25 protein-coding genes and 1 riboswitch are annotated in these 22,843 nt (G+C 69.3%); of the genes, 20 read left to right on the top strand and 5 right to left on the bottom strand.

The annotated features are described in order from the left end of the window. Position 1: 1 nt before the first annotated feature. Positions 2-514 (bottom strand): bifunctional adenosylcobinamide kinase/adenosylcobinamide-phosphate guanylyltransferase, encoded by a 513-nt coding sequence (cobU, locus tag B6S44_RS15875; protein ID WP_129157868.1) that lies wholly within the window; start codon positions 512-514, stop codon positions 2-4. An 87-nt stretch (positions 515-601) separates the two neighbouring features. Next, positions 602-781, top strand: a riboswitch (cobalamin riboswitch). Between the two features lie 38 nt (positions 782-819). Here cobU and B6S44_RS15870 point away from each other — a divergent pair. The 9 genes from B6S44_RS15870 to cobJ are packed head-to-tail and all read left to right on the top strand — an operon-like array spanning position 820 to position 10,183. Then, entirely contained in the window at positions 820-993 is a 174-nt protein-coding gene (locus B6S44_RS15870) for a CbtB domain-containing protein (protein WP_129157867.1), read from the top strand. Positions 994-1,003: 10 nt separating this feature from the next. Further along, positions 1,004-1,759, top strand: coding sequence for a CbtA family protein (locus tag B6S44_RS15865; protein WP_129157866.1), 756 nt, complete (start codon positions 1,004-1,006; stop codon positions 1,757-1,759). Positions 1,760-1,807: 48 nt separating this feature from the next. Further along, on the top strand, positions 1,808-2,233 hold the full coding sequence (locus B6S44_RS15860) for a DUF1636 family protein (RefSeq protein WP_129157865.1): 426 nt from the start codon (positions 1,808-1,810) through the stop codon (positions 2,231-2,233). Then, positions 2,230-3,279, top strand: a complete 1,050-nt coding sequence (gene cobW / locus B6S44_RS15855; protein ID WP_129157864.1) for a cobalamin biosynthesis protein CobW — start codon at positions 2,230-2,232, stop codon at positions 3,277-3,279. Before B6S44_RS15860 ends, cobW begins: the two co-directional genes overlap by 4 nt. Before the next feature lie 4 nt (positions 3,280-3,283). Continuing rightward, positions 3,284-6,715, top strand: coding sequence for a cobaltochelatase subunit CobN (gene cobN, locus B6S44_RS15850; RefSeq protein ID WP_129157863.1), 3,432 nt, complete (start codon positions 3,284-3,286; stop codon positions 6,713-6,715). Continuing rightward, positions 6,712-7,998, top strand: a complete 1,287-nt coding sequence (gene cobG, locus B6S44_RS15845; protein ID WP_129157862.1) for a precorrin-3B synthase — start codon at positions 6,712-6,714, stop codon at positions 7,996-7,998. The genes cobN and cobG overlap by 4 nt, the downstream gene beginning before the upstream one ends. 15 nt (positions 7,999-8,013) lie before the next feature. After that, entirely contained in the window at positions 8,014-8,646 is a 633-nt protein-coding gene (locus B6S44_RS15840) for a precorrin-8X methylmutase (protein ID WP_129157861.1), read from the top strand. After that, positions 8,643-9,395 (top strand): precorrin-2 C(20)-methyltransferase, encoded by a 753-nt coding sequence (locus B6S44_RS15835; RefSeq protein WP_129157860.1) that lies wholly within the window; start codon positions 8,643-8,645, stop codon positions 9,393-9,395. Before B6S44_RS15840 ends, B6S44_RS15835 begins: the two co-directional genes overlap by 4 nt. Next, positions 9,392-10,183 (top strand): precorrin-3B C(17)-methyltransferase, encoded by a 792-nt coding sequence (cobJ, locus tag B6S44_RS15830; protein ID WP_129157859.1) that lies wholly within the window; start codon positions 9,392-9,394, stop codon positions 10,181-10,183. Before B6S44_RS15835 ends, cobJ begins: the two co-directional genes overlap by 4 nt. Here the strand turns inward: cobJ and B6S44_RS15825 are convergent. Continuing rightward, complete coding sequence (locus B6S44_RS15825) at positions 10,126-10,887, bottom strand: cobalt-precorrin-6A reductase (RefSeq protein ID WP_129157858.1); 762 nt, start codon at positions 10,885-10,887, stop codon at positions 10,126-10,128. The genes cobJ and B6S44_RS15825 overlap by 58 nt on opposite strands. Here B6S44_RS15825 and cbiE point away from each other — a divergent pair. The 5 genes from cbiE to bluB are packed head-to-tail and all read left to right on the top strand — an operon-like array spanning position 10,886 to position 15,234. Beyond that, on the top strand, positions 10,886-12,136 hold the full coding sequence (gene cbiE / locus B6S44_RS15820) for a precorrin-6y C5,15-methyltransferase (decarboxylating) subunit CbiE (protein ID WP_129157857.1): 1,251 nt from the start codon (positions 10,886-10,888) through the stop codon (positions 12,134-12,136). The genes B6S44_RS15825 and cbiE overlap by 2 nt on opposite strands. After that, complete coding sequence (locus B6S44_RS15815; RefSeq protein ID WP_248309618.1) at positions 12,133-12,519, top strand: cobalamin biosynthesis protein; 387 nt, start codon at positions 12,133-12,135, stop codon at positions 12,517-12,519. The genes cbiE and B6S44_RS15815 overlap by 4 nt, the downstream gene beginning before the upstream one ends. Continuing rightward, positions 12,516-13,283 (top strand): precorrin-4 C(11)-methyltransferase, encoded by a 768-nt coding sequence (gene cobM, locus B6S44_RS15810; protein WP_129157855.1) that lies wholly within the window; start codon positions 12,516-12,518, stop codon positions 13,281-13,283. The genes B6S44_RS15815 and cobM overlap by 4 nt, the downstream gene beginning before the upstream one ends. Then, positions 13,280-14,605: a cobyrinate a,c-diamide synthase gene (locus tag B6S44_RS15805; protein ID WP_129157854.1), complete on the top strand. Its 1,326-nt coding sequence runs from the start codon at positions 13,280-13,282 to the stop codon at positions 14,603-14,605. The genes cobM and B6S44_RS15805 overlap by 4 nt, the downstream gene beginning before the upstream one ends. Beyond that, positions 14,602-15,234 (top strand): 5,6-dimethylbenzimidazole synthase, encoded by a 633-nt coding sequence (bluB, locus tag B6S44_RS15800; protein ID WP_129157853.1) that lies wholly within the window; start codon positions 14,602-14,604, stop codon positions 15,232-15,234. The genes B6S44_RS15805 and bluB overlap by 4 nt, the downstream gene beginning before the upstream one ends. Here bluB and B6S44_RS15795 read toward each other — a convergent pair. After that, positions 15,231-16,427 (bottom strand): MFS transporter, encoded by a 1,197-nt coding sequence (locus B6S44_RS15795; protein WP_129157852.1) that lies wholly within the window; start codon positions 16,425-16,427, stop codon positions 15,231-15,233. The genes bluB and B6S44_RS15795 overlap by 4 nt on opposite strands. A 145-nt stretch (positions 16,428-16,572) precedes the next feature. Here B6S44_RS15795 and B6S44_RS15790 point away from each other — a divergent pair, with 145 nt between their 5' ends. After that, positions 16,573-17,499 (top strand): LysR family transcriptional regulator, encoded by a 927-nt coding sequence (locus tag B6S44_RS15790; RefSeq protein ID WP_129157851.1) that lies wholly within the window; start codon positions 16,573-16,575, stop codon positions 17,497-17,499. Here B6S44_RS15790 and B6S44_RS15785 read toward each other — a convergent pair. Together B6S44_RS15785 and B6S44_RS15780 are read right to left on the bottom strand one after the other, a co-directional pair. Next, positions 17,483-18,136, bottom strand: coding sequence for a CoA transferase subunit B (locus B6S44_RS15785; protein WP_129157850.1), 654 nt, complete (start codon positions 18,134-18,136; stop codon positions 17,483-17,485). The genes B6S44_RS15790 and B6S44_RS15785 overlap by 17 nt on opposite strands. Positions 18,137-18,151: 15 nt before the next feature. Next, complete coding sequence (locus B6S44_RS15780) at positions 18,152-18,859, bottom strand: CoA transferase subunit A (RefSeq protein ID WP_129157849.1); 708 nt, start codon at positions 18,857-18,859, stop codon at positions 18,152-18,154. A gap of 226 nt (positions 18,860-19,085) precedes the next feature. On the opposite strand from B6S44_RS15780, the gene B6S44_RS15775 reads away from it, so the two are divergent. The 5 genes from B6S44_RS15775 to B6S44_RS15755 all read left to right on the top strand — a co-directional run bounded on the left by B6S44_RS15775 (position 19,086) and on the right by B6S44_RS15755 (position 22,838). Next, positions 19,086-20,384, top strand: a complete 1,299-nt coding sequence (locus B6S44_RS15775) for a phosphopantothenoylcysteine decarboxylase domain-containing protein (protein ID WP_465246118.1) — start codon at positions 19,086-19,088, stop codon at positions 20,382-20,384. Positions 20,385-20,389: 5 nt separating this feature from the next. Further along, positions 20,390-20,875 (top strand): dUTP diphosphatase, encoded by a 486-nt coding sequence (gene dut, locus B6S44_RS15770; RefSeq protein WP_129157847.1) that lies wholly within the window; start codon positions 20,390-20,392, stop codon positions 20,873-20,875. Further along, positions 20,872-21,324 (top strand): RrF2 family transcriptional regulator, encoded by a 453-nt coding sequence (locus B6S44_RS15765; RefSeq protein ID WP_129157846.1) that lies wholly within the window; start codon positions 20,872-20,874, stop codon positions 21,322-21,324. Before dut ends, B6S44_RS15765 begins: the two co-directional genes overlap by 4 nt. A gap of 90 nt (positions 21,325-21,414) precedes the next feature. Further along, positions 21,415-22,389, top strand: a complete 975-nt coding sequence (cysK, locus tag B6S44_RS15760) for a cysteine synthase A (protein ID WP_129157845.1) — start codon at positions 21,415-21,417, stop codon at positions 22,387-22,389. After that, entirely contained in the window at positions 22,386-22,838 is a 453-nt protein-coding gene (locus B6S44_RS15755) for a GNAT family N-acetyltransferase (RefSeq protein WP_129157844.1), read from the top strand. The genes cysK and B6S44_RS15755 overlap by 4 nt, the downstream gene beginning before the upstream one ends. Positions 22,839-22,843 lie beyond the last annotated feature (5 nt).

The raw sequence follows: 22,843 nt of genomic DNA, 5'->3' as shown, positions 1-22,843 counted from the left end.
TTTATTTCACTTGCATCGGCAATCCGGCGACCATGAAGACCACGCGCCCGGCCTGCGCCGCAAGGCGCTGATGCAGGCGGCCGGCCTCGTCGCGGAAGCGGCGGGCGAGTGCGTTGTCAGGCACGATGCCGAGGCCGACCTCGTTCGAGACCAGAACCACCGGGGCCCCTGCCTCGCGGCAGGCCGCGATGAGCTCGCCTGTGGCAATCGCGATGTCGCGCTCGGCGAGCAGGAGATTGGTCAGCCAGAGCGTCAGGCAGTCCACGAGGATGGGCGGCCCGGCCCGGGCGTTGCGGATCGCCTCCGGCAAGGCGACCGGGGCATCGACCGTGTGCCAGTCGCGGGAACGGCGAGCGCGGTGCTCGGCGATGCGGGCACGCATCTCGTCGTCATAGGCCTGGGCGGTGGCGATATAGGTCCAGGGGCCCGGCAGCGCCTCGATCAGCGCTTCGGCATGGCGGCTCTTGCCGGAACGGGCGCCGCCGAGGACGAGGGTCAGCGGGGGAAGGGTCATGGTGCAGTCTTCCGCCTCATGCTTCGGCTTGCGCCGCGCTCCGCCGGGAATGACGGGGATTGCATTGCACAGTGCCCGCCGGATGGCTAATGATCGTTGCTGACGGTGCCTCGGCAACGAGGTGAAAAGGGAACGCGGTGAAAGACCGCGGCTGCCCCCGCAACTGTAAGCGGCGCGTCCTGCGCCATCGGCCACTGGGTTTCCCGGGAAGGCGGAGCAGGACACCAAGCCGTGAGCCAGGAGACCTGCCGTCGTCCGATGTCGTCCAGCAGGCTGCCGGTGGGGTGGCCAGGAAGTGAACCAAGATGAATACGGCTACCGTTACCAGCCAGGCCAGCGTCTCCGAACGGGCGAAAGCCGTCGCCGCCGCGCTGATCCTCGGCTTCGTGCTGATCTACACCGTCGGCTTCGCCGCCTCGTCCGATATCCACAACGCGGCGCACGACACGCGTCACGGCCTCGCCTTCCCCTGTCATTGAGGGGAAGCACATGGTCACGCGTGTTCTCACGGTCAGCATCCTGGCCGGGCTTCTGGCTGGGCTGCTGATCTCGGCGCTCCAGCATGTCACCACCACCCCGCTGATCCTCAAGGCCGAAACCTATGAGGCGGCGCTGCGGCTCCAGGCTGCGCCGATGCAGGCGGGCTTCTCCGGCGAGGCTCGCATCATCCTCGCCCACAACGACCCGAAGGCCGGGGCGGAACACACCGGCGAGCACGACTGGAAGCCGCAGGACGGCTTGCAGCGCACCGCCTTCACCAGCCTGGTGACGATCGGCACCGCGATCGGCTTTGCCGCGCTGCTGCTCGCCGGAATGATCGCGGCGAACGAGCAGATCGACCAGCGCCGGGCGCTCGCTTGGGCAATATGCGGTTTCCTCGCCTTCGGTCTCGCTCCGGCGATGGGGCTGGCACCTGAATTGCCGGGCTCCGCCGCAGCCGAATTGCAACAACGCCAGCTCTGGTGGCTGCTGACGGCGGTGGTCACCGCCGGCGCGCTCTTCGTCTTCCTGCGGGTCGAGGCCTCCTGGGCGCGGGCGCTCGCCGTGCTCGCTCTGCTGCTGCCGCATCTGATCGGCGCGCCGCACCCGGCGGCGCCGGAAAGCAAGGTGCCGGCCGAGATCGCCGCGCATTTCGCCGCACTCTCGCTCGCCATCCAGGCCGCGCTCTGGCTCGCCACCGGCTTCGCCGTCGGCGTGCTCTGGCCCTGGGTCGCACGCCGTAGCGCCGCAACCGCGGCGGCCTGACGCCTCGCGCGGCCGGAGGCGGCCGCGCCAATCCAAGGAGGCGTCTTGATGCTCGAAGGCGATCTCGCCCCCGCGACGCAAGTCCGGCTGGAGCCGGGCTGTACCATCCATGTCTGCACCGTCTGCCGGCGCCAGCGCGAAGACCTGCCGGAGGGTTACGACCAGCCCGGCATCGGCCTCGCGGCGGCGCTCTCCGAGCGCATGGCCGGCAGCGGCATCGCCGTCGTCCCGGCCGAGTGCCTCGCCGTCTGCAAGCGGCCCTGCACGATCGCGCTCGCGGCCGACGGCAAATGGACCTATCTGATCGGCGATCTCGACGCCGGTCTTCATCTCGACGAGATCGTCGGCGCGGCGGAAAGCTTTGCCGCCAGCGCCAACGGCATCGTTCCCTGGAAAGAAAGACCCGTCTCGTTCCGCAAGGGCGTGGTCGCGCGCGTGCCCCCTCTGCCGCGCACACAAGGATCAAACGAATGAACGCTCCCCAGAACCCCGCGCTCGGCAAGGTGCCGTGCACGATCATCACCGGCTTCCTCGGCGCCGGCAAAACCACACTCGTCCGCCATCTGCTCGAGAATGCCGGCGGCAAACGCCTCGCCGTACTGGTCAACGAGTTCGGCGACCTCGGCTTCGACGGCTCCTTCATCGCCGGCTGCGGCATCGAGGGCTGCACGCAGGAGGACATCGTCGAGCTGCCCAACGGCTGCATCTGCTGTACCGTCGCCGACGATTTCGTGCCGGCGCTGGAGAAGCTTTTGAACCGGCCGAACCCGCCGCAGCACATCCTGATCGAGACCTCGGGGCTGGCGCTGCCCAAGCCGCTGGTGAAGGCCTTCAACTGGCCGGCGATCCGTTCGCGCGTCACCGTCGACGGCGTCATCGCCGTGGTCGACGGGCCGGCGGTGGCGGAGGGCCAGTTCGCCGACGATCCCGAGGCGCTGAAGGCGCAGGCCGCGCAGGACCAAGCGGTCGACCACGACAACCCGCTGGAAGAGGTGTTCGAGGACCAGATCCTCTGCGCCGACCTGATCCTGCTCAACAAGAGCGACATCCTCGACGCAGCCGGGCGCGAACGGGTCAAGGCCGAGATCGCGCAGCACCTGCCCAAGGCGATCAAGGTGGTCGAGACCGCCCATGGCAAGGTCGAGCCGGCGCTGATCATCGGCCTCGGCGCCGCGGCTGAGGCCGACCTCGCCGCCCGCCCCTCGCATCATGGTGAGGGCGAGGATCACGACCATGACGATTTCGACAGCGTCGCGCTGCCGCTGCCCCAGGCCGCCTCGCCGGAGGAACTGGTCGCCCGTGTCGCCAGGGCGGCCGAAGCCGAGGGCGTGCTGCGCCTGAAAGGCTTCGCCGGCATCCCCGGCAAGCCGATGCGGCTCGTCGTCCAGGGCGTCGGCCGGCGCGTCGGGCACCATTACGACCGGGCCTGGGGTGCGGACGAGGCGCGCGACGGAAGGCTCGTGGTGATCGGTCTCAAGGGCTTCGACCGCGCCGCCGTGGAAGCGGCTCTGGCTGGATAGTGCAATGCACCTTCTCCCGACCAGCGAGGTGAGGCTCGACGACGGCGAAGACGCCGTCGACCTCGCCTTGCCGCCGGGAGATCTCGTCGTCCTTTCCTTCAGCGACAGCGACCTCTCGGCGCTGGCGGCGGCTGCGCCCGAGAGCAGGCTGGGCCTCCGCCTCGTGCCGCTGAGGCGGTTCAAGCACCCGCTCTCGATCGACCTGCTGATCGAGAAGACGCTCGCCAGCTCGCGCTTCGTGCTGCTGCGCTGCCTCGGCGGGCTCGACTATCTGCGCTATGGCGTCGAGCAGATCGCCAGCGCTTGCCGGCAGCATGGCATCGCGCTGGCGGTGCTGCCCGGCGATGACCGCGAGGATGAGCGGCTCGCCGGCTATGGCACGGTGCCGCCGGGTTTTGCAGCGGACTTGCTCGGCTATTTCCATGCCGGCGGCGGCGCCGAGAATATGCGGCGATTGCTGGGGCGGGTGGGGGGCCATCTGACGGCGCTGCCCTCATCCGACCCGGCTTCGCCGGGCCACCTTCTCCCTCGAGCGGAGAAGGAAGAGGCGGTAACAACAGCCCCCTTCTCCCCTCGGGGGAGAAGGTCCCGGCAGGGGGATGAGGGCCAGCGCGACCTTGCCCCCATTCCCCTCCCGACCCTCTTCGCTCTTGGCCCCAACGCCACGCCCCTACCCTGGCGCGCGGCGCTTGCCGCTCTGCCGGCAGACGCACCGCTCGTCCCGATCCTCGTCTACCGCTCCGGTGTCGCTGCCGGCGACACGGCGATGGTCGAGGCGATCGCGTCAGCTCTCGCCGAGCGCGGCCTCGCAGCGCTGCCGCTCGCCCTGACCAGCCTCAAGGACACAAGCATCGCTGCCGAACTCGCCGCGCTGATCGCGACGCGCAAGCCGGCGCTGATCGTCACCACCACCGCCTTCTCCGCCCGCGACGGCGACGGTTTCGTGCTCGACGCCGCCGATTGCCCGATCCTGCAGGCGGTACCGGTCGGCAGCGCGCGCGAGGCCTGGGACGCGTTGCAGCGCGGGCTCTCCGCCGCCGATCTCGCCATGCAAGCCGCCCTGCCGGAATTCGACGGACGGCTCGGCGCCATCCCCGTCGCCTTCAAGGAAGAGATCGCCGACCCTGCGACCGGTTTGGCGCTGCGCCGGCTCGCACCAGATGCCGAGGGCATCGCCGCGCTCGCCGACCTCGCGGCGAACTGGGTCGCGCTCGGCCGCAAGCCCCGTGACGCGCGGCGGCTCGCACTGGTGATGTCCGACTATCCCGCCCGCGGCGGCCGCGCCGGCTTCGCCGTCGGCCTCGACACGCCCGCGAGCGCGCTGGCGATCCGGGAGTTGCTGGGCGGGGCAGGGTATGATGCCAGCCCGGCTGCATCCGATACCGGCAACCCGGATGGCTCGAACCTCATGCAAGCCCTCACAGAGGGCCCAGTCGACTTCGCCGTCCCGCTCGCCAGCTACCGCGCCTGGCTCGCGACCATCCCGGCTGCCGCCCGCGAAACCCTGCTCGCGAGCCACGGCACCCCCGAAACCGACCCAGTCTGCGACGGCGAAATCTTCCGTTTCCGCCTCGTGCGCTTAGGCAAGCTTGCCATCGCCCTGCAGCCGGCACGCGACGCTTCGCCCGACCGCAAGGCGCGCTATCACGACCCCGACGCGCCGCCCGGCCACGCCTATCTCGCCTTCTATCTCGGCCTGCGCCAAGTGCTGCGCACCGACGCGTTGATCCATCTCGGCACCCATGGCACGACCGAATGGCTGCCCGGCAAGGCGGTCGCGCTCTCATCCGCCTGCTGGCCGCGGCTCGCGGTTGGCGCCCTGCCGGTGATCTATCCTTACGTGGTCGACGATCCGGGCGAGGCGGCGCCGGCCAAGCGCCGGCTCTCGGCGCTGACGCTCGGCCACCTGCCGCCGCCGCTGGCGAGCCATGACACGGCCGGCGAGGCGGCGCTGCTGCGCGATCTCGTCGAGGAGTATTCGCAGGCGCAGGTGCTCGATCCGCGCCGGGCCGAACTGGTCGCGCGCGAGATCCTCGACCGGGCCGAGCGGACCGGCCTCGCCGCGGCGAGTGGCGTCACGGCTGGGCAGGACATGCCAAGCGCGCTCGCATCGCTCGACGCCCATCTCTGCGACCTCGCCGAGACCGCCTTTCGCGACGGGCTCCACGTCTTCGGCGCGTCCGAGGCCGACCCAGCCTCCGCCGAGAACGAGCGCCGCAACCTCTTGAAGGCGCTCGACGCCGGCTTCGTGCCGCCCGGCCCGGCCGGCGCACCGCATCGCGGCCGGCCCGACGTGCTGCCGAGCGGGCGCAATCTCTCGACGCTCGATCCGCGCGCCTTGCCGACCCGCTCGGCCGCCAGGCTCGGCGCCAAGGCAGCCAAGGCCGTCATCGCCAGGCATCTCCAGGACGAGGGCGATTATCCGCGCCGGATCGTCATGGATCTGTGGGCCTCGCCGACCTTGCGCTCGGGCGGCGAGGACATTGCCCACGCCCTGCACCTGATGGGGGTCGAACCGCTTTGGGACCATGGCTCGACCCGCGTCACCGGCTTCTCGATCATCCCGCAGGCGAAGCTCGCCGCGCCGCGCGCCGACGTCACCATCCGCATCTCCGGCGCCTTCCGCGATACCTTTCCGGCGCAGATCGCTCTGCTCGATAGCGCCGCGCGCGCCGTCGCGGCCCTCGACGAACCGGACGAGTGGAACGAGCCAGCCACCGCCCATCGGCGCGGCGAGGCAGGCGCGCGCATCTTCGGCGCCGCGCCTGGCCGTTATGGCGCCGCCATGGCTGACCGGGCGCTCGACGGTGACTGGCAGGCGCGTGCGGAACTCGGCGAGGCCTATCTTTCCGCCACCAGCCACGCCTATGGCGGGCCGGACGGCGCTGCCTCGCTCGATGCCGGTTTCGCCACCCGAGTCGCCGGGGCCGAAGCCTTCGTCCATGTCAGCGACACCGCCGGGCGCGACATCCTCGAAGCAACCAGCGCTGCCGACGTGATCGGCGGCTTCGTCTCAGCCATGCAGGCGCAAGGCGGCAAGGCGGCACTCTACAGCCTCGACACCTCCGACCCGCAGAAGCCGAAGGCAAGAACGCTGGCCGAGGACGTCTCGCGCATCGTCCATGGCCGGCTCTGCCATCCCCAATGGATCGCGAGCCATCTCGCCCATGGCTGGCGCGGTGCGGCCGAGCTGGCGGAGGCGGTCGATGCGCTCTTCGTCTATGCGGCTGCTACAGATGCCGTCTCGGACGGCCTGTTCGATGCGATGTTCCAAGCCTATTGCGGCGATCCCACCATCTGGCAGGCGCTGGAACAGGCGAATGCGCCGGCCGCCGCCTCGATCCGCTCCCGCCTTGCCGAGGCACGGGAGCGCGGATTGTGGCACAGCCGGCTGAACTCGGCCGCAATGCTCGCTGAGCAGGAGGCCGCCGAATGAGCGTCCCGGCCCGCGAGACGATGCGGCGCGGCTGGTGCCCCGGCACCTTGCGGCCGATGGCGACCGGCGACGGGCTGCTCGTGCGCCTGCATCCGCCGCGCAATGTGCTGACGCCTGACCAGTTCGCGCAGGTCGCCGAGCTGGCGAGCCGCCATGGCAACGGCCAGATCGAAATCTCCGGCCGCGGCAATCTGCAGCTGCGCGGCATCCGCGAGGAGGCGCATCCGGCGCTGGTCGATGATCTGCTTGAGGCAGGCCTCGTCGACGAAGCCGAGGGCGATGGCCCGAACCGGCTAGTGCTGACCTCGCCGCTCGCAGGAAGGGCGGCGGACGAACTGCTCGACGCCGCTGCACTGGCTGAGGCGGTCGAGCGTGCCGGCCGCGCAATCGCCGGCCTGCCGGCAAAGCTCTCGATCGTCGTTGATGGCGGTGGCGCGCTGGCGCTCGATGGCTTCGCCGCCGATCTCAGGCTGCTCGCCGTCGCGGCCGGGACGCTTGCCATTGGCCTGCCGGGCGAGCTCTGGTTCGGGCCGGTTGCGCCGGAGGAGGTGCCGGTGCTCACGGCGCAGTTGCTCGACAGCTTCGTCGCTGCGAGCCGCCGCAGCCCTGACCACATTCGCCGCATGCGCTATCTCGATCCGGCTGAGCTGACCGCGCTGGCCGCATCATCCGGGCTGGTGCCGATGACGGCGCCGGCCGCCCGGCCCGGGCCCGTTTCCGTCGGCCTCGTCGCCGAGCGGGATAACCGGGTCGCCGTGCTGGCCGGATTGCCCTTCGGCCGGACGGATGCGGACGGCTTGCACCGGCTCGGTGCACGCGCCCGCGATGCCGGCGTTCGCGAGATCAGGTTGTCGCCCTGGCGCGGCCTCGCTTTCTGCGGCCTCCCGGCCGACGTGGCGAGCATTCTATGCGACACGCTTCGAAGCAAGGGCCTCGTCGTCGAGCTGGACGATCCGCGCCTTTCGGTCTCTGCCTGCGCCGGCGCACCGGCCTGCGCGCGCGGCGAGGTGCCGGCGCTGGTCGATGCCACCGTGCTAGCCGACACGCTCGCACCGCTGCTGACGGGCGGGCTTTCGCTGCACGTCTCCGGCTGTGCCAAGTCCTGCGCCCATACCGGCAGCGCCGATCTCACGCTCGTTGGTCGCGATGGGCGCTATGACGTGATCCTCAGCGGAGCCGCCGGCGATGCCGCCATCGCCCATCTTTCGCTTGGAGAACTTGTGCGCCGGCTCGAACCGGGTCAGGACATCCGCGCGCGGCTGGATGCCGCCCATACTGGTTGAAGACAGGTAGCGAGTTTGAACACGCGTCACGCCTATATCCGCGACGGAGCCGCGATCTATGAGCGCTCCTTCGCCATCATCCGGGCAGAAGCCGACCTGTCGCGCTTTTCCGGCACGGCCGAGCGCGTGGTCGTGCGGATGATCCATGCCTGCGGAATGACCGACCTGCCGAAGGACGTCGTGATGTCGCCGGGCTTCGCTGAGATCGCCGAGGCGGCTTTGGCCAAGGGCGCGCCGATCCTGTGCGATGCGCGCATGGTCGCCGACGGCGTCACCCGTGCACGCCTGCCAGCGAAGAACGAGGTGATCTGCACGCTTCCCGACGCATCCGTGCCGAAGCTGGCCGAGGAGATGGGCACGACGCGCTCGGCCGCAGCGATGGAGCTGTGGCGGCCGCATCTCGCCGGCAGTGTCGTCGTGATCGGCAATGCGCCGACTTCGCTGTTCCACCTGCTCGACATGCTCGACGAAGGGGCACCGAAGCCGGCCGCTGTCATCGGCATTCCCGTCGGCTTCGTCGGCGCGGCGGAATCGAAAGAGGCGCTGGCGCAGGACGGGCGCGTGCCCTTCCTCGTCGTGCACGGACGGCGCGGCGGCTCGGCCATGGCAGCGGCAGCCGTCAACGCGCTGGCGCAGGTGACGGAATGAGCGGCGTGAGCGTTGAGGCACCCCGCATCCTGCTGTACGGCGTCGGCCTCGGTCCCGGCGATCCCGACTACATGACCGTGCGCGCCCGCGACGTCATCCTGAAGGCGGACCGGCTGGTGCATTTCTGCAAGCGCGGCAAGCGCGGCAATGCCCGCGTCACCGCCGATGCCATCATCGCGCCCGATCCGGCCCGTGAAATCGAGCTCGCCTTTCCGGTGACGATCGAGGTGCCGGTCGAGGACGAGGGCTATACCGGCCCGATCGCCACCTTCTACGACGAAGCGGCCGAGCAGCTCGCCGGCGAGATGGCGGCCGGCCGCAGCGTTGCCGTGCTCTGCGACGGCGACCCCTTCTTCTACGGCTCCTTCATGCATCTGTGGCGCCGCCTTGCCCATCGCTTCCCGACCGAGGTGGTGCCGGGCGTCACCGGCATGGCCGGCGCCTGGGCCCGCGCCGCGGCCCCGATCAGTTGGGGCGACGACGTCATGACGGTGGTGCCGGGCACGCTCGCCGAGAGCGAGCTGACGCGCCGGCTCGTCGACACCGACGCCGCGGTGATCATGAAGCTCGGCCGCAACCTGCCCAAGGTGCGCCGTGCGCTGAAGACGGCCGGGCTGATCAATCGCGCGATCTATGTCGAGCGCGCCACCATGGCCGGGCAGGTGGTGACGCGGCTCGCCGACAAGACCGATGACGAGGCGCCGTATTTCTCGATGATCCTCATCCCCGGCGAAGGGCGGCGGCTGTGAGCGGCTCGCTCGCCATTATCGGCCTCGGACCGGGCGAAGCGCGCTATCTGACGCCCTCGGCGCTGGCGGCGCTCGAGGCCGCCAGCGATCTCGTCGGCTACGGGCCCTATCTCGACCGCGTGCCGGCACGCGAGGGCCAGACCAAGCATGCCTCCGACAACCGCGTCGAGGTCGAGCGTGCCCGGCATGCACTGATGCTGGCCGCTGAAGGCAAGGCCGTCGCGGTCGTCTCCGGCGGCGATCCCGGCGTCTTCGCCATGGCCGCGGCGGTGTTCGAGGCGCTGGAAGCCGGCGAGCCTTCCTGGCGCACACTCCAGATCACGGTCGAACCCGGCATCACCGCCATGCTGGCGGCAGCGGCCAGGGTCGGCGCGCCGCTCGGCGGCGATTTCTGCGCGATCTCGCTTTCCGACAATCTCAAGCCCTGGGATGTCGTGACCGCCAGGCTCAGCGCGGTCCTCACCGCCGATTTCGTGATCGCGCTCTACAACCCGATCTCGAAAGCGCGGCCTTGGCAACTCGGCAAGGCGCTGGAATTGGCGGCGACGATCCGTGCGGCCGAAACGCCGGTGATCTTCGCCCGCGCCGTCGGGCGCCCCGACGAGAGCCTGCGCATCCTGACCCTCGCGGACGCGATCACGGCAGCCGAGACCGCCGACATGGCGACCCTGGTGATGATCGGCGCCAGCGCGACGCGACTGATCGCCCGCGAGGGGATGAGCTCGATCGTCTATACGCCGCGCTCGGTGACGAAGAGCCCCTGCGTCACCAGCCAGGGCAGGACCTGATCGATATGCTCGACGGTCTCGACATCGGGCTTGGGCGGCCGCTCGACCATGATCACCGGCAGGGAAAGCCGGCGTGCCGCCACGAGCTTGCCGAGCGTCATCGGCCCGCCGGCATTCTTGCTGACCAGGACCTCGACGCCCTCCTCCCGCATCAGCTTCTCTTCAGCCTCCGCCTCGAAGGGGCCGCGCTGCTGCAACACCTTGGCGTGCGGCAAAGGCAAGTCTTTGACGGGCTCGATCACGCGGATCAAATAATGGTGCTGCGGGGCAGCGAAGACATGCGGCAATTCGAGCCGGCCGATAGTCAGGAAGACCTTCCGCGGCTCGTCTCCGAGCGCCTCGACAGCGGCGTCGATGTCGGGCACGCATTTCCAGTGATCGCCGTCCTGCGGCTTCCAGGATTCACGCCGGATCGCCAGCAGCGGCACGCCTTCCGCCTTGCAGGCGGCCTGCGCGTGATAGGGCATGATCGCGGCGAAGGGATGGGTCGCATCGATGACGGCGACGACGCCTTCGTCGATGAGATATTGCCTGAGGCCGGCAATGCCGCCGAAGCCGCCGGTGCGGGTCGGCAAGGACAGAGGGCGCGGGTCGGAGGTATGGCCTGCGAGCGAGATCACGGCGCGAATCTCGGGTGCCTGTTCAGCCAGGAGCTGATCGAGTGCAGCCGCTTCGCTGGTGCCGCCGAGGATGAGGACCGTCATGGAACAGTTTTCGCCTGAAACGACCAAACTGTCGAGCGCACCGCCCGGACCCTGGCTCTCGCTGGTCGGGCTCGGCGAGGATGGCCGTGCCGGCCTCTGCGCCGAGGCATTGGCGGCGCTGGAGAGCGCCGAGATCGTCTTCGGCGGCGAACGCCACCTCAAGCTGATCGGCGACGTGCCCGGCGAAGCGCGGCCTTGGCCACAGCCCTTCCGCAATGCGCTGCCGGCGATTCTGGCCGAAAAGGGCCGCAATGTCTGCGTGCTCGCGACCAGCGATCCGTTCCATTACGGCATCGGCGCCGGGCTGACCAAGGCGGTGCCGGCGGCGGAGATGCGCGTCATCCCGCAGCTCTCCTCCTTCTCCATGGCCTGCACGCGCATGCGCTGGCCGCAAGAGGAATGCGGGCTGGTCTCGCTGCATGGCCGCGCCCTTCAGAGGATCATCCCTTTTCTCCAGCCGGGCGCGCGGGTTCTGGCCCTGTCCTGGGACGATTCGACGCCGCTCGCCGTCGCCCAGCTGATGAGCGCCCGCGGCTTCGGCGAAAGTACGATTACCGTGCTGGAAACGATCGGCGGCCCGAACGAGCGCATCCGCGAGGCCCGTGCCGACTCGTTCGCGCTCGACGGCATCGTGCCGCTCAACCTGCTGGCGATCGAGGTGGTCGCCAGCCGTGATGCCCGCATATTGCCGCTGGCGACCGGGCTCTCCGACGACTGGTTCGAGCATGACGGCCAGCTCACCAAGGCCGATATCCGGGCGATCACGCTCTCGGCGCTGGCGCCGCGCGCCGGCGAGCTGCTCTGGGATATCGGAGCCGGCTCGGGCTCGATCGGCATCGAATGGAGCCTGCGCCACCGCCACAACCGGGCCATCGCCTTCGAGGAGCGGCCGGAGCGCGCCGCCCGTATCGCCCGCAACCGGCTGGCGCTCGGCGCGCCGCCACTCGAGGTGGTCGAGGGCAAGGCGCCCGAGAGCTTCGCCGGCAAGGCCTCCCCGGACGCCGTCTTCATCGGCGGCGGGCTCACCGACCCTGGCGTGTTCGAAGCCGCCTTCGCGGCGCTGAAGCCGCGCGGGCGACTGGTGGCGAACGCCGTGACGATCGAGGGCGAGGCCCGGCTCGCCGGGCTGTTCGCCGTCCATGGCGGGAACTTACGCCGCATCGGCGTCGCGCATCTCGACCCGATCGGGACGATGCATGGCTGGCGCGCCGCGATGGCGGTGACGCAATGGCGGGTGGTGAAGCCGTGAGCGGCATCACCGCCGGCATCGGCCTGCGCCCGGGGACTTCGGAAGCCGACATCGAGACTTGCCTGACGCAAACACTCGCTGCCGCCAACCTGCCGGCGGAAGCGATCAACCGCCTCGCGACGTTGGCCTCGCGCCGGGACGAGCCGGGGCTGACCGCCGTCGCGCAGGCGCATGATCTCACCGTCGTCGCCATCCCTGACGAAGCGCTCGCCGGCTTCGAGGCTGCCTGCGCCACCCGCTCGACGAGAATTTCCGGGCTCTACGGCGTCGGCTCGGTCGCCGAGGCGGCGGCACTCGCCGCGGCCGGGCCGGGCGCGACCCTGATCCAGCCGCGGATCGCCACGGCGCGCGTCACCTGTGCTCTCGCCAGGAGCGCCGCGTGACCGTCCATTTCATCGGCGCCGGCCCCGGTGCGGTCGATCTCATCACCCTGCGCGGGCGCGAATTGATTGGCGCCTGCCCGGTCTGTCTCTATGCGGGCTCGCTGATCCCCAAGGCGATGCTCGGCTGGTGCCCGCCGGGGGCGCGTATCGTCGACACCGCCCCGCTCGACCTAGACGCGATCATCGCCGAGATCCAGAGCGCTCACGCGGACGGCAAGGACGTCGCCCGGCTGCACTCCGGCGACATCTCGATCTGGAGCGCGACGGGCGAGCAGATGCGCCGGCTGGACCAGCTCGGCACCCCCTATGAGATCACACCCGGCGTCCCCGCCTTCGCTGCCGCGGCGGCCGCGCTCAAATGCGAATTGACCTTGCCCGGCGTCGCCCAGTCGCTCGTCCTTACGCGCACCTCCGGCCGCGCCTCGGCCATGCCGGAGAAGGAGAAACTGGCGACTTTCGCAGCCTCCGGCGCGACGCTGGCAGTCCATCTCTCGATCCATGTGATCGAGCAGGTCGTTGCCGAACTCACGCCCTTTTACGGTGCCGATTGTCCGGTCGCGATCGTCTTCCGCGCCTCCTGGCCGGAAGAACGAATCCTGCGCGGGCGGCTTGCCGATATCGCCGGTCAGGTCAGGGTGGCGGAACTCGAGCGCACCGCGCTGATCCTGATCGGCCCGGCGCTGGCGGCCGAGGATTTTTCCGAAAGCGCACTGTACTCCACCGGCTACGACCGCCGCTTCCGGCCGCGCGGAGGCCAGGAATGACGGCCAAGGGCCTGCTCATTGCCGCGCCGCGTTCCGGCTCGGGCAAGACCACGATCACACTCGGCCTGCAGCGGGCACTGTCCCAGCGCGGCCTCGAGGTGCGTGGGCTGAAATGCGGGCCGGATTATATCGACCCGGCCTTCCATGCCGCCGCGACGGGCGCGCCCAGCGCCAATCTCGACAGCTATGCGATGCCGGACGCGCTGCTCGGCCAGATCGCCAGCATGGCAGCGAACGACGCGGATATCGTCATCGCCGAGGGCTCGATGGGGCTGTTCGACGGCGTACCGGGCCCCGACGGGCATACCGGTACCGGCGCCGACATCGCGGCGCTGCTCGGCTGGCCGATCGTGCTGGTCGTCGACGTCTCCGGCCAGGCGCAATCGGCGGGAGCCGTGGCGCTCGGCTGCATGATCTACGACAAGCGCATCCGCGTCGCCGGCGTGATCCTCAACAAGGTCGCGAGCGAGCGCCATCGTCGCCTCGCCGCGGCGGGCATGGAGAAGATCGGGCTGCCCGTGTTCGGCGCGCTGCCGCGCGAGGCGAGCCTGATCCTGCCCGAACGCCATCTCGGCCTGGTCCAGGCCGGCGAGACCGAGGATCTGCGCCAGCGCCTCGACGCGCTTGCCGACGCGGTCGCGGCCGCGATCGACCTCGACGCCGTGGTCGCCGCCGCCGGCGTGACCGCTTTGCCGATTTCCACAGACCGGACGATCCCGCTACCGGCGCCGGGAAAGCGACTCGCCATCGCCCGCGATGCCGCGTTCAGCTTCGTCTACCCGCATGTCGAGGCGGGCTGGCGGGCGCTGGGGACCGAGCTCGTGCCGTTCTCGCCCCTCACCGACGAGCCGCCGCCTGAAGCCTGCGATGCCTGCTGGCTGCCGGGCGGCTATCCCGAGCTGCATGCCGGCCGGCTCGCTGGTGCCTCGCGCTTTCTCGATGGGCTGCGTGATTTCGCCCGAACCCGCGCGGTCCATGGCGAGTGCGGCGGCTATATGGTGCTCGGGAACGCTCTCACTGACGCCGACGGCATCAGCCATGCCATGGCCGGGCTGCTCTCGGTCGAGACCAGCTTCGCCAAGCGCAAGATGAACCTCGGCTATCGCAATGCGGTGCTCGCTGCCGACGGACCGCTCGGCCCTGCGGGCAGCCGCCTGAGCGGGCACGAATTCCACTACGCGACCGTGATCTCGCAAGGCGAGGATCCGCCCTTCGCCATGGTCGCGGATCCGCATGGCTCGGCCCCCGCGCCCGCCGGCAGCCGTCGCGGCCTCGTCTCGGGCTCGTTCTTCCACGCGATCGCGGTGCGGGAGGGCGCGTGAGCGCGCCGCCCGTCTTCGATGACGGCTTCCGCGACAAGCTCGGCGAGCTCATCGCCTGGCGCCGCGATATCAGGCGCTTCCAGCGCGAGCCGGTGCCAGAAGAACTGCTGGCGAAGCTGCTCGATCTGATGCAACTCGCGCCTTCAGTCGGCCATTCGCAGCCCTGGCGCTGGCTGCGCGTGGACGATCCCGAGCAGCGCGCCGCCGTGCAGGCGAGCTTTTCGCGCTGCAATGCGGACGCGTTGGCCGAGTACGAGGGCGAACGCGCCGCGCTTTATGCCCGCCTCAAGCTCGAAGGCCTGCGCGAAGCGCCGGTGCAGTTCGCGGTGTTCTGCGACCATGGCACGGCGCAGGGCCACGGCCTCGGCCGGCGGACCATGCCGGAGATGCTCGACTATTCGGTCGTGGCGGCGATCACGCAGTTCTGGCTCGCCGCCCGCGCCCATGGGCTCGGTCTCGGCTGGGTCTCGATCCTCGATCCCGCCGAGATCGCCAAGATTGTCGGCGCGCCGCCGGAGTGGAAGCTGATCGGCTATCTCTGTCTCGGCTATCCCAACGAGGAGCACGAGGTGCCAGAGCTCGTCCGCGCCGGCTGGGAGAGCGATCCGCGGCTCGCCGAGCGCGGCTAGCTTGCCCGGCTGAGTGCGCCGCGCAGGCCGAATGCCGTCAGGATGGCAAGCACCGCAGCGCCACCGACCAGCCCGGCCGCCGAAGGCCAGCCCAGCGCCTCGATGACGCCGCCGACCGCAACGGGGCCGACGACCTGGCCGAGGTTGCTGCCCTGCATCAGCAGGCCGATGACGACTGGGGTCAGCGCCGCCGATGGCGCCAGCACGGGCGCGGAAGAGAGCAATGTCGCAGGGATGATGCCGCCGACCATCGAGAACAGCACGCAGAGCAGGAAAGTCGCGGTATCCGCCAAGAGGCCGAGGAAGATCCCGAGCGCGGAAAGTCCCATCACCAGGCTGGCGAAGACGATCAGGCCGATGCGCGAGACGCCGCGCGCCAGCAACATTCCGGCGGCGAGGTTGCCGATGATGTTGACGGCGCTGGCGAGCGCGCTGAGCACGCCAGCAGTCGCGAGCGAGACCTGCATGCGCTGCATCAGCAGCACCGGCAGGAAGCTGAACAGGGCAAAGAACATCAGCGCGTAAAGCGCAAAGCTGAGCGCGAGCAGCAGCGGGCCGCGCGCGCTCAGCACTGCGCCGGCATCGCCTGCCAGGGCCGCCAGGGAGGTGCGCCCACCACCATCGACTTGCGGCACGGCGAGCATGGTGAGCGCGATCGCGACGACGGCAAGGGCGCCGGTGACCTGCCAGATCATGCGCCAGTCGGTGAGCCAGAGCCCGGCGAGCATGGCGAGCGCGATGCCGGTCGGCATGAAGCAACTCCACAGCGCCATGGCGATGTCGCGCTGCGCGGGGCTGGCGACGCGCTGCAAAATGGCCGGCCCCGCGATGGTGATCAGCAGGAAGCCGAAGCCTTCGAGAACCCGGGAGGCCAGCAGCATCGGAAAGCGCGGTGCCGCCGCACCCAGGAAGGCACCGACCGCAACCGCGAGCAGGCCGAAGAGGAGCACGCGCCGCGCCCCAAGGCCGATGGCGAGCGTGCCGACCGGGATGCCGCCGATCATACCGAGCACGGCGAAGATCGAGGCCAGCCAGCCGAGCGTGCCAAGGTCGAGCCCGAACTCGGCCTGGACCAGCGGCATCGCGATCGCTGCCTTGCCGACCTGCAGCGCCGCGACGATGCCGCCGGCGACGACGACGGAGACGGCGAGCCAATCCGTCTTGGCGGCAGGTGCCACCGTGATCGTCGTCATGAACAAGGCCTCGCAATGATGGTCGGGACTTTGCAGTCGGTCATGGCCACTCCTCGGCCAAATGCTGGCACCGCTCCGAGATGTGGTTTCCTGTCGATCTCAGAAAGTGGGATAATTCGCATCAACTCGATCAAGGCAATCGATCATGCTGGATGCTCTTACGCTCGACCAGATGCGCGTCTTCGCCACCGTGGCCGAAGCCGGCAGCTTCCGTTCGGCGGCGACGCGCCTGTCGCGGGCGCAATCGGCGGTGAGCCACGCCATCGCCAATCTCGAGGGCCAGCTCGGCATCTCGCTGTTCGACCGCTCCGGCCATCGCCCCGCCCTGACGGCAGAAGGACGGGCGCTGCTCAACGACATCAGGGAGGTCCTGCTGCGTGTCGGCGCGCTGAAGGCCCGCGCACATGGCCTCAGCAAGGGTGTCGAGATCGAGCTCTCGCTGACGATCGACGTCTTGTTCCCGTCTCCGCTGATCGGCGCGGCGCTCGCCGACCTGCGCGAGCGCTATCCATCGGTCTCGATCCGGCTCGCCATCGAGCCACTCGGCGGACCTATCGCAGCGCTATTGGAGCGGCGCAGCGCGCTGGCGATCACAGTCGGCGAGAATTTCCGTGATCCGCGCATCGCGATCGAGGCCCTGACGAGCATCGAGGCGATCGCGGTCGTCGCGGCGACGCACCCGCTCGCCCGGGCCGGCGAAGAACGGCCGCTGACCCGATCCGAACTCGCCGGGCATCTCCAGATCGTGCAGATCGACCCGACGCCGATCTCGGGCGCGCAGGATTTCAACGTGCTCTCGCCGCAGACCTGCCGCGTCACCGGGCAGGATACCAAGCATGCGATGATCCTGGCCGGGCTCGGCTGGGGCCGGCTGCCGCATTGGCTGATCGAGCGCGATCTCACTGAGGGCAGGCTGGTCAGGGTCGCGACCAGGGCGCTCGGGCGGAACGCCCAACTGCCGGCCGAGGCCTATCTCGCCCACCGCCTCGACGAGGCGATGGGCCCGGCCGCACGCGCCTTCGCGGAGGCGCTGACGCAGCTTTGTAACGAGGATGTCAGAGCGCCACCTTGAACGGTGCCTCGGTCTTGGCCTTGATTTCGTCGAGCGTCACGCCTTCGGCGAGCTCGATCAGGGTCATGCCGCCGCCGTTTTCGTCAATCGTGAAGACGCCGAGATCGGTGATCACCATGTCGACGACGCCGGCGCCGGTCAGCGGCAGGTCGCAGGCCTTGAGCAGCTTCGGCGATTCCGAGCCGTCCTTGTTCCTGGCGACGTGCTCCATCACCACGACGACCTTCTTGACGCCGGCGACGAGGTCCATGGCGCCGCCCATGCCCTTCACCATCTTGCCGGGGATCATCCAGTTGGCGAGGTCACCGTTCTCGGCAACCTGCATGGCCCCAAGGATGGAGAGGTCGATATGGCCGCCACGGATCATGCCGAACGAGTCCGAGGACGAGAAATAGCTCGTCGTCGGCAATTCGGTGATGGTCTGTTTGCCGGCATTGATCAGGTCGGGATCCTCCTCGCCCTCATAGGGAAAGGGGCCCATGCCGAGCATGCCGTTCTCCGACTGGAGCTGAACGCTCATGCCGTCGGGGATGTAGTTCGAGACGAGCGTCGGGATGCCGATGCCAAGATTGACGTAGAAACCGTCCTTCAGCTCCTTGGCGGCGCGAGCGGCGATCTGTTCACGGGTCCAGGCCATGTGCGTGATCTCCTCTCAAGCCGTTTCGCGCTTGCGCACGGTGCGCTGCTCGATGCGCTTTGCCGGATTGGCGACGTGCACGATGCGCTTCACGAAGATGCCGGGGGTATGGATCTGGTCGGGATCGATCTCGCCGGCGGGGACGAGATGCTCGACCTGCGCCACGGTGAGGCGCGAGGCTGAAGCCATCATCGGATTGAAGTTGCGCGCCGTCTTCCGGTAGACGAGGTTGCCCTCTGTATCGCCCTTCCAGGCATGGACGATCGAGATGTCGGCGAAGAGGCCGCGCTCCATGATATAGCGCTCGCCGTCGAATTCGCGCTCCTCCTTGCCCTCGGCGATCAGGGTACCGACGCCGGTCTTGGTGAAGAAGGCTGGGATGCCGGCGCCGCCGGCGCGGATACGCTCGGCGAGGGTGCCCTGGGGGTTGAATTCGAGCTCGAGCTGGCCGGAGAGATACTGCTCGGCGAAGAGCTTGTTCTCGCCGACATAGGACGAGATCATCTTCTTGATCTGGCGGGTTTCGAGCAGGATGCCGAGGCCGGCGCCGTCGACACCGGCATTGTTGGAAATGAAGGTCAGGTTCCTGGCGCCGGATTCGCGGATCGCCTCGATCAGCGTATCGGGAATGCCGCAGAGGCCGAAACCGCCGGCCATGATGGTCATGCCGTCCTTGACGGCGCCGGCGAGTGCCGCCTTGGCGTCGGGATAAACCTTCTTCATCGGGATGCCTTCGTCGCTGGGTGGGGAGGCTTGAAAACAACTAGCCGAGCGCATGGTGCGGTTGCAACATGCGCCGCTGACGCGCCCCTCGTGCGACGATGCACGGCTGAGAGGCTCCAGAGATCTTTAGGTTTAGCGACGGATTCACAGATCAGGTGGATTCAACCTGATCTGATCCGGCTCTAAGGCCGGCACATGACAGCCCCGCCCGGCCGGTGCTACCAAACTGCGCGTCCCGCCTTCCGGAGCCAAGCCCTTGCCCGCCTCCCGCTCCATCCTGCTGATCATCGGCGGCGGCATCGCCGCCTATAAGTGCCTGGAGCTGATCCGGCGCCTGAAGGATCACGGCATCGCCTGCCGCTGCATCCTGACCAGGGCCGGCGAGCAATTCGTCACGCCGCTCGCGGTCTCCTCGCTCGCCGGCGAGAAATGCTTCACCGACCTGTTCTCTCTGACCGACGAGGCCGATATTGGCCATATCGCCCTGTCGCGCTCGACCGACCTGCTGGTCGTCGCGCCCGCAACCGCCGACCTGCTCGCCAAGATGGCGAACGGCCATGCCGACGATCTAGCCTCCACAGCGCTCCTCGCCACCGATAAGCGCATTCTGGTCGCCCCGGCGATGAATCCGCGGATGTGGGAGCACCCGGCGACGCGGCGCAACATGGCGACCTTGCAGAAGGACGGCGTCCTCGTGGTCGGGCCGAACTCCGGCGCCATGGCCGAGCGCGGCGAGAGCGGGCCCGGCCGCATGGCTGAGCCGCACGAACTCCTGGCGGCGATCGAATTGGCGCTCGCCGGCGAAACCCGGCATCCGCCCTCGATCGGCTTCCTCGGCCGTTTGCCCGGCGGCGCGCCGTCCGGCCCTAAGCCGCTGGCGGGCAAGCGCGTGCTCGTCACCTCCGGCCCGACGCATGAGCCGATCGACCCGGTGCGCTACATCGCCAACCGCTCCTCCGGCAAGCAGGGTCATGCCATCGCGGCGGCGGCGGCAGCGGCCGGTGCGGAGGTGACGCTGATTTCCGGCCCGGTGACCATTGCCGATCCCGCCGGCGTCAACACGGTCCATGTCGAGAGCGCCCGCGACATGCTGGCGGCGACCGAGGCGGCGCTGCCAGCCGATCTCGCGATCTTCGCCGCCGCCGTCGCCGACTGGCGCACCGCCAACGCCGCCGGCCAGAAGATGAAGAAGGATGGCAGCGGCCCGCCCAGCCTCGCTCTGGTCGAGAATCCGGATATCCTCGCAACCATCGCAGCGCGCGAGATCGACCGGCCGGCCCTGGTCGTCGGCTTCGCAGCCGAGACGCAGAACGTCGTCGACTATGCCCGCGCCAAGCTGGCCAGGAAGGGCTGCGACCTGATCGTCGCCAATGATGTCGGCGGCACCGGCGTGATGGGCGGCGACGCCAACACCGTCCACCTCGTCAGCGCCGACAGTGTCGAGACCTGGCCGACCTTGCCCAAGGCGGAAGTGGCGGCGCGCCTCGTCGCGCATTTCGCCGATCTGCTGAAGCCGAAGGGCTGAAGGCGATGGCGACGCTCCGCATAAGGCGCCTGGCGCACGCCCACGACCTGCCACTGCCGGCCTATGAGAGCGCTGGTGCCGCCGGGCTTGATCTGCGCGCCGCTTTGCCTCAGGGACCGCTGCGGCTGGAGCCGGGTGAGCGCCTGCTCGTCCCGACCGGGCTCATACTCGAATTGCCGGTGGGCACCGAAGGCCAGGTCAGGCCACGCTCGGGTCTGGCGCTGCGCCATGGCGTCACCCTGCTCAACACCCCCGGCACGATCGACGCGGACTACCGCGGCGAGGTCGGGGTCATCCTGATCAATCACGGCCAGTTGGTCTTTACGATCGAGCACGGCGACCGCATCGCCCAGTTCGTCGTCGCGGCCGTGCTGCAGGCCGAGATCATCGAGGTCGAGGAACTCACGGACACCGCGCGCGGCGCCGGCGGCTTCGGCTCGACCGGGGTGAGCGACACCGCTCCGCGGCAGGCGGCCGGAGGCAAGGCATGATCCAGCTCTCGCGCCGCAGCCTGCTCGCCGTCACTGCGGTGATCGACATCGCCCTGCACGCCCGCCCCACCCCCGTCGCGGCCAAGGCGCTGGCGGCTCGCCACGAATTGCCGCCGCGCCATCTCGAAACAGTGCTGCAGGCACTGGTCAGGGTCGGCATCCTCAAGGGCGTGCGTGGGCCGCGCGGCGGCTACGAGCTCGCCCGGGAACGCCGCCGCATCACTGCCGGCGAAATCGTGCGGGCCGCCATGCAGGCCAATGCCGACGAAACCCTGCCGCCGCTGCCGCGTTCCGCCTTGGTCGACGCTGTGGTCGAACCGATGATGCAGCAGGCCATGGAAGCCTGGCTTGCCAGGCTCGACGCGGTCAGCGTCGCCGACCTGTGCCGCCAGGCCGAGGAGCGTTCCGCGACCGGAAAACCGTTGGTCGACACAGATTTCACAATTTGAGCTGTTAAATCTGTCATTCCTCGACAGATTCTGTGATTTGATGCTAGCCTGAATTCCAGTTTGCAAGCCCAGACCAGCAAGGAGGCCGCCATGGCCGATGCAGCGCAGAAGCCCGCCCATGTCCCCGGCCGTGGCCGCGTCTATGACTCGATCACCGACACGATCGGCGATACCCCGCTGGTGCGCCTGAACCGCCTGCCGGCCGAGCGCGGCGTGCAGGCGACGATCCTGGCCAAGCTCGAATTCTTCAACCCGATCTCCAGCGTCAAGGACCGCATCGGCGTCTCCATGATCGACGCGCTCGAAGCATCCGGCGCGCTCAAGCCGGGCGGGACGCTGATCGAGCCGACCTCGGGCAATACCGGCATCGCGCTCGCCTTCGTCGCCGCCGCGCGCGGCTACCGGCTGATCCTGGTGATGCCCGAGACGATGTCGCTCGAGCGCCGCAAGATGCTGGCCTTCCTCGGTGCCGAGCTGGTGTTGACGCCCGGCCCCGGTGGCATGCGCGGCGCCGTCGCCAAGGCCGAGGAGCTCAAGAACGAGATTCCGGGCTCGATCATCCCGCAGCAGTTCGAGAACCCGGCCAACCCGGCGATCCATCGCAAGACCACGGCCGAAGAGATCTGGAACGACACCAACGGAGCGGTCGACATCGTGATTTCCGGCGTCGGCACCGGCGGCACCATCACCGGCGTCGGCCAGGTACTCAAGGCCAAGAAGGCTTCCGTGAAGATGGTCGCGGTGGAGCCGGAGGATTCGCCGGTCCTGTCCGGCGGCCAGCCCGGCCCGCACAAGATCCAGGGCATCGGCGCCGGCTTTGTGCCGGGCATCCTCGACCGCGGCGTCATCGACGAGGTCGTCACCGTCGGCAACCAGACCGCCTTCGAGACCGCCCGCGCACTCGCCAAGGCCGAGGGCATCCCGGCCGGCATCTCCTCGGGCGCGGCGGTCGCTGCGGCACTCGAGGTCGGCGCCCGGCCGGAGAACGCCGGCAAGACGATCGTGGTGATCATCCCCTCCTTCGCCGAGCGCTACATCTCCAGCGCTTTGTTCGAGGGTCTGTGACGCCAGCGAACCTGCAGATCGTCCGGCTGAGCGAAGCCCTGCCGAACGATCTGCCCGCCTTGCAGGCCGAAGCGGCGGCCGAGGGCTACCGCTTCGTCGAAGGTATCCTCGAAGAATGGGATGCCGGCCGCTATCTGGTTGGAGACGACCGCAACGCGCTTTTCGCGCTCTACCGCGACGGCATTCTGGCAGCGGTCGGAGCCGTGACGCCAGACCCCTATGATCCGGTTCCCGATCTGCTCCGTATCCGCCACGTCTATGTGCGACCGGCCTCCCGGCGCGGAGGCGCCGGCAGGGCGCTCGCCAGCGCCCTGGTCCAGCAGGGCTTCGCGCTGGCGTCGCGCCTGTCGCTCCACACCGCCGATGCCGGCGCCAGCGCCTTCTGGGAGGCGATGGGTTTCCAGCCGGATGCCAGCGGCCCACGCCGTACACATCTTCTCGTGCGCTGAGTCGG

Source organism: Allobosea sp. Tri-44 (assembly GCF_004123845.1).
Classification (GTDB): domain Bacteria; phylum Pseudomonadota; class Alphaproteobacteria; order Rhizobiales; family Beijerinckiaceae; genus Allobosea.
Note: the sequence above shows the minus strand (reverse complement) of the source record. Positions and strands in the feature narration are given on the sequence as shown.

What these genes read in the sequence shown, in the direction of transcription:
- cobG (WP_129157862.1), top strand. Translation starts at nt 6,712, where the DNA reads ATGAGCGTCCCGGCCCGCGAGACGATGCGGCGCGGCTGGTGCCCCGGC.
- B6S44_RS15865 (WP_129157866.1), top strand. Translation starts at nt 1,004, where the DNA reads ATGGTCACGCGTGTTCTCACGGTCAGCATCCTGGCCGGGCTTCTGGCT.
- B6S44_RS15835 (WP_129157860.1), top strand. Translation starts at nt 8,643, where the DNA reads ATGAGCGGCGTGAGCGTTGAGGCACCCCGCATCCTGCTGTACGGCGTC.
- cobW (WP_129157864.1), top strand. Translation starts at nt 2,230, where the DNA reads ATGAACGCTCCCCAGAACCCCGCGCTCGGCAAGGTGCCGTGCACGATC.
- B6S44_RS15870 (WP_129157867.1), top strand. Translation starts at nt 820, where the DNA reads ATGAATACGGCTACCGTTACCAGCCAGGCCAGCGTCTCCGAACGGGCG.
- cobU (WP_129157868.1), bottom strand. Translation starts at nt 514, where the DNA reads ATGACCCTTCCCCCGCTGACCCTCGTCCTCGGCGGCGCCCGTTCCGGC.
- B6S44_RS15795 (WP_129157852.1), bottom strand. Translation starts at nt 16,427, where the DNA reads ATGACGACGATCACGGTGGCACCTGCCGCCAAGACGGATTGGCTCGCC.
- B6S44_RS15785 (WP_129157850.1), bottom strand. Translation starts at nt 18,136, where the DNA reads ATGGCCTGGACCCGTGAACAGATCGCCGCTCGCGCCGCCAAGGAGCTG.
- B6S44_RS15825 (WP_129157858.1), bottom strand. Translation starts at nt 10,887, where the DNA reads ATGACGGTCCTCATCCTCGGCGGCACCAGCGAAGCGGCTGCACTCGAT.
- B6S44_RS15765 (WP_129157846.1), top strand. Translation starts at nt 20,872, where the DNA reads ATGATCCAGCTCTCGCGCCGCAGCCTGCTCGCCGTCACTGCGGTGATC.
- B6S44_RS15860 (WP_129157865.1), top strand. Translation starts at nt 1,808, where the DNA reads ATGCTCGAAGGCGATCTCGCCCCCGCGACGCAAGTCCGGCTGGAGCCG.
- B6S44_RS15790 (WP_129157851.1), top strand. Translation starts at nt 16,573, where the DNA reads ATGCTGGATGCTCTTACGCTCGACCAGATGCGCGTCTTCGCCACCGTG.
- cbiE (WP_129157857.1), top strand. Translation starts at nt 10,886, where the DNA reads ATGGAACAGTTTTCGCCTGAAACGACCAAACTGTCGAGCGCACCGCCC.
- cysK (WP_129157845.1), top strand. Translation starts at nt 21,415, where the DNA reads ATGGCCGATGCAGCGCAGAAGCCCGCCCATGTCCCCGGCCGTGGCCGC.
- dut (WP_129157847.1), top strand. Translation starts at nt 20,390, where the DNA reads ATGGCGACGCTCCGCATAAGGCGCCTGGCGCACGCCCACGACCTGCCA.
- cobN (WP_129157863.1), top strand. Translation starts at nt 3,284, where the DNA reads ATGCACCTTCTCCCGACCAGCGAGGTGAGGCTCGACGACGGCGAAGAC.
- B6S44_RS15805 (WP_129157854.1), top strand. Translation starts at nt 13,280, where the DNA reads ATGACGGCCAAGGGCCTGCTCATTGCCGCGCCGCGTTCCGGCTCGGGC.
- B6S44_RS15780 (WP_129157849.1), bottom strand. Translation starts at nt 18,859, where the DNA reads ATGAAGAAGGTTTATCCCGACGCCAAGGCGGCACTCGCCGGCGCCGTC.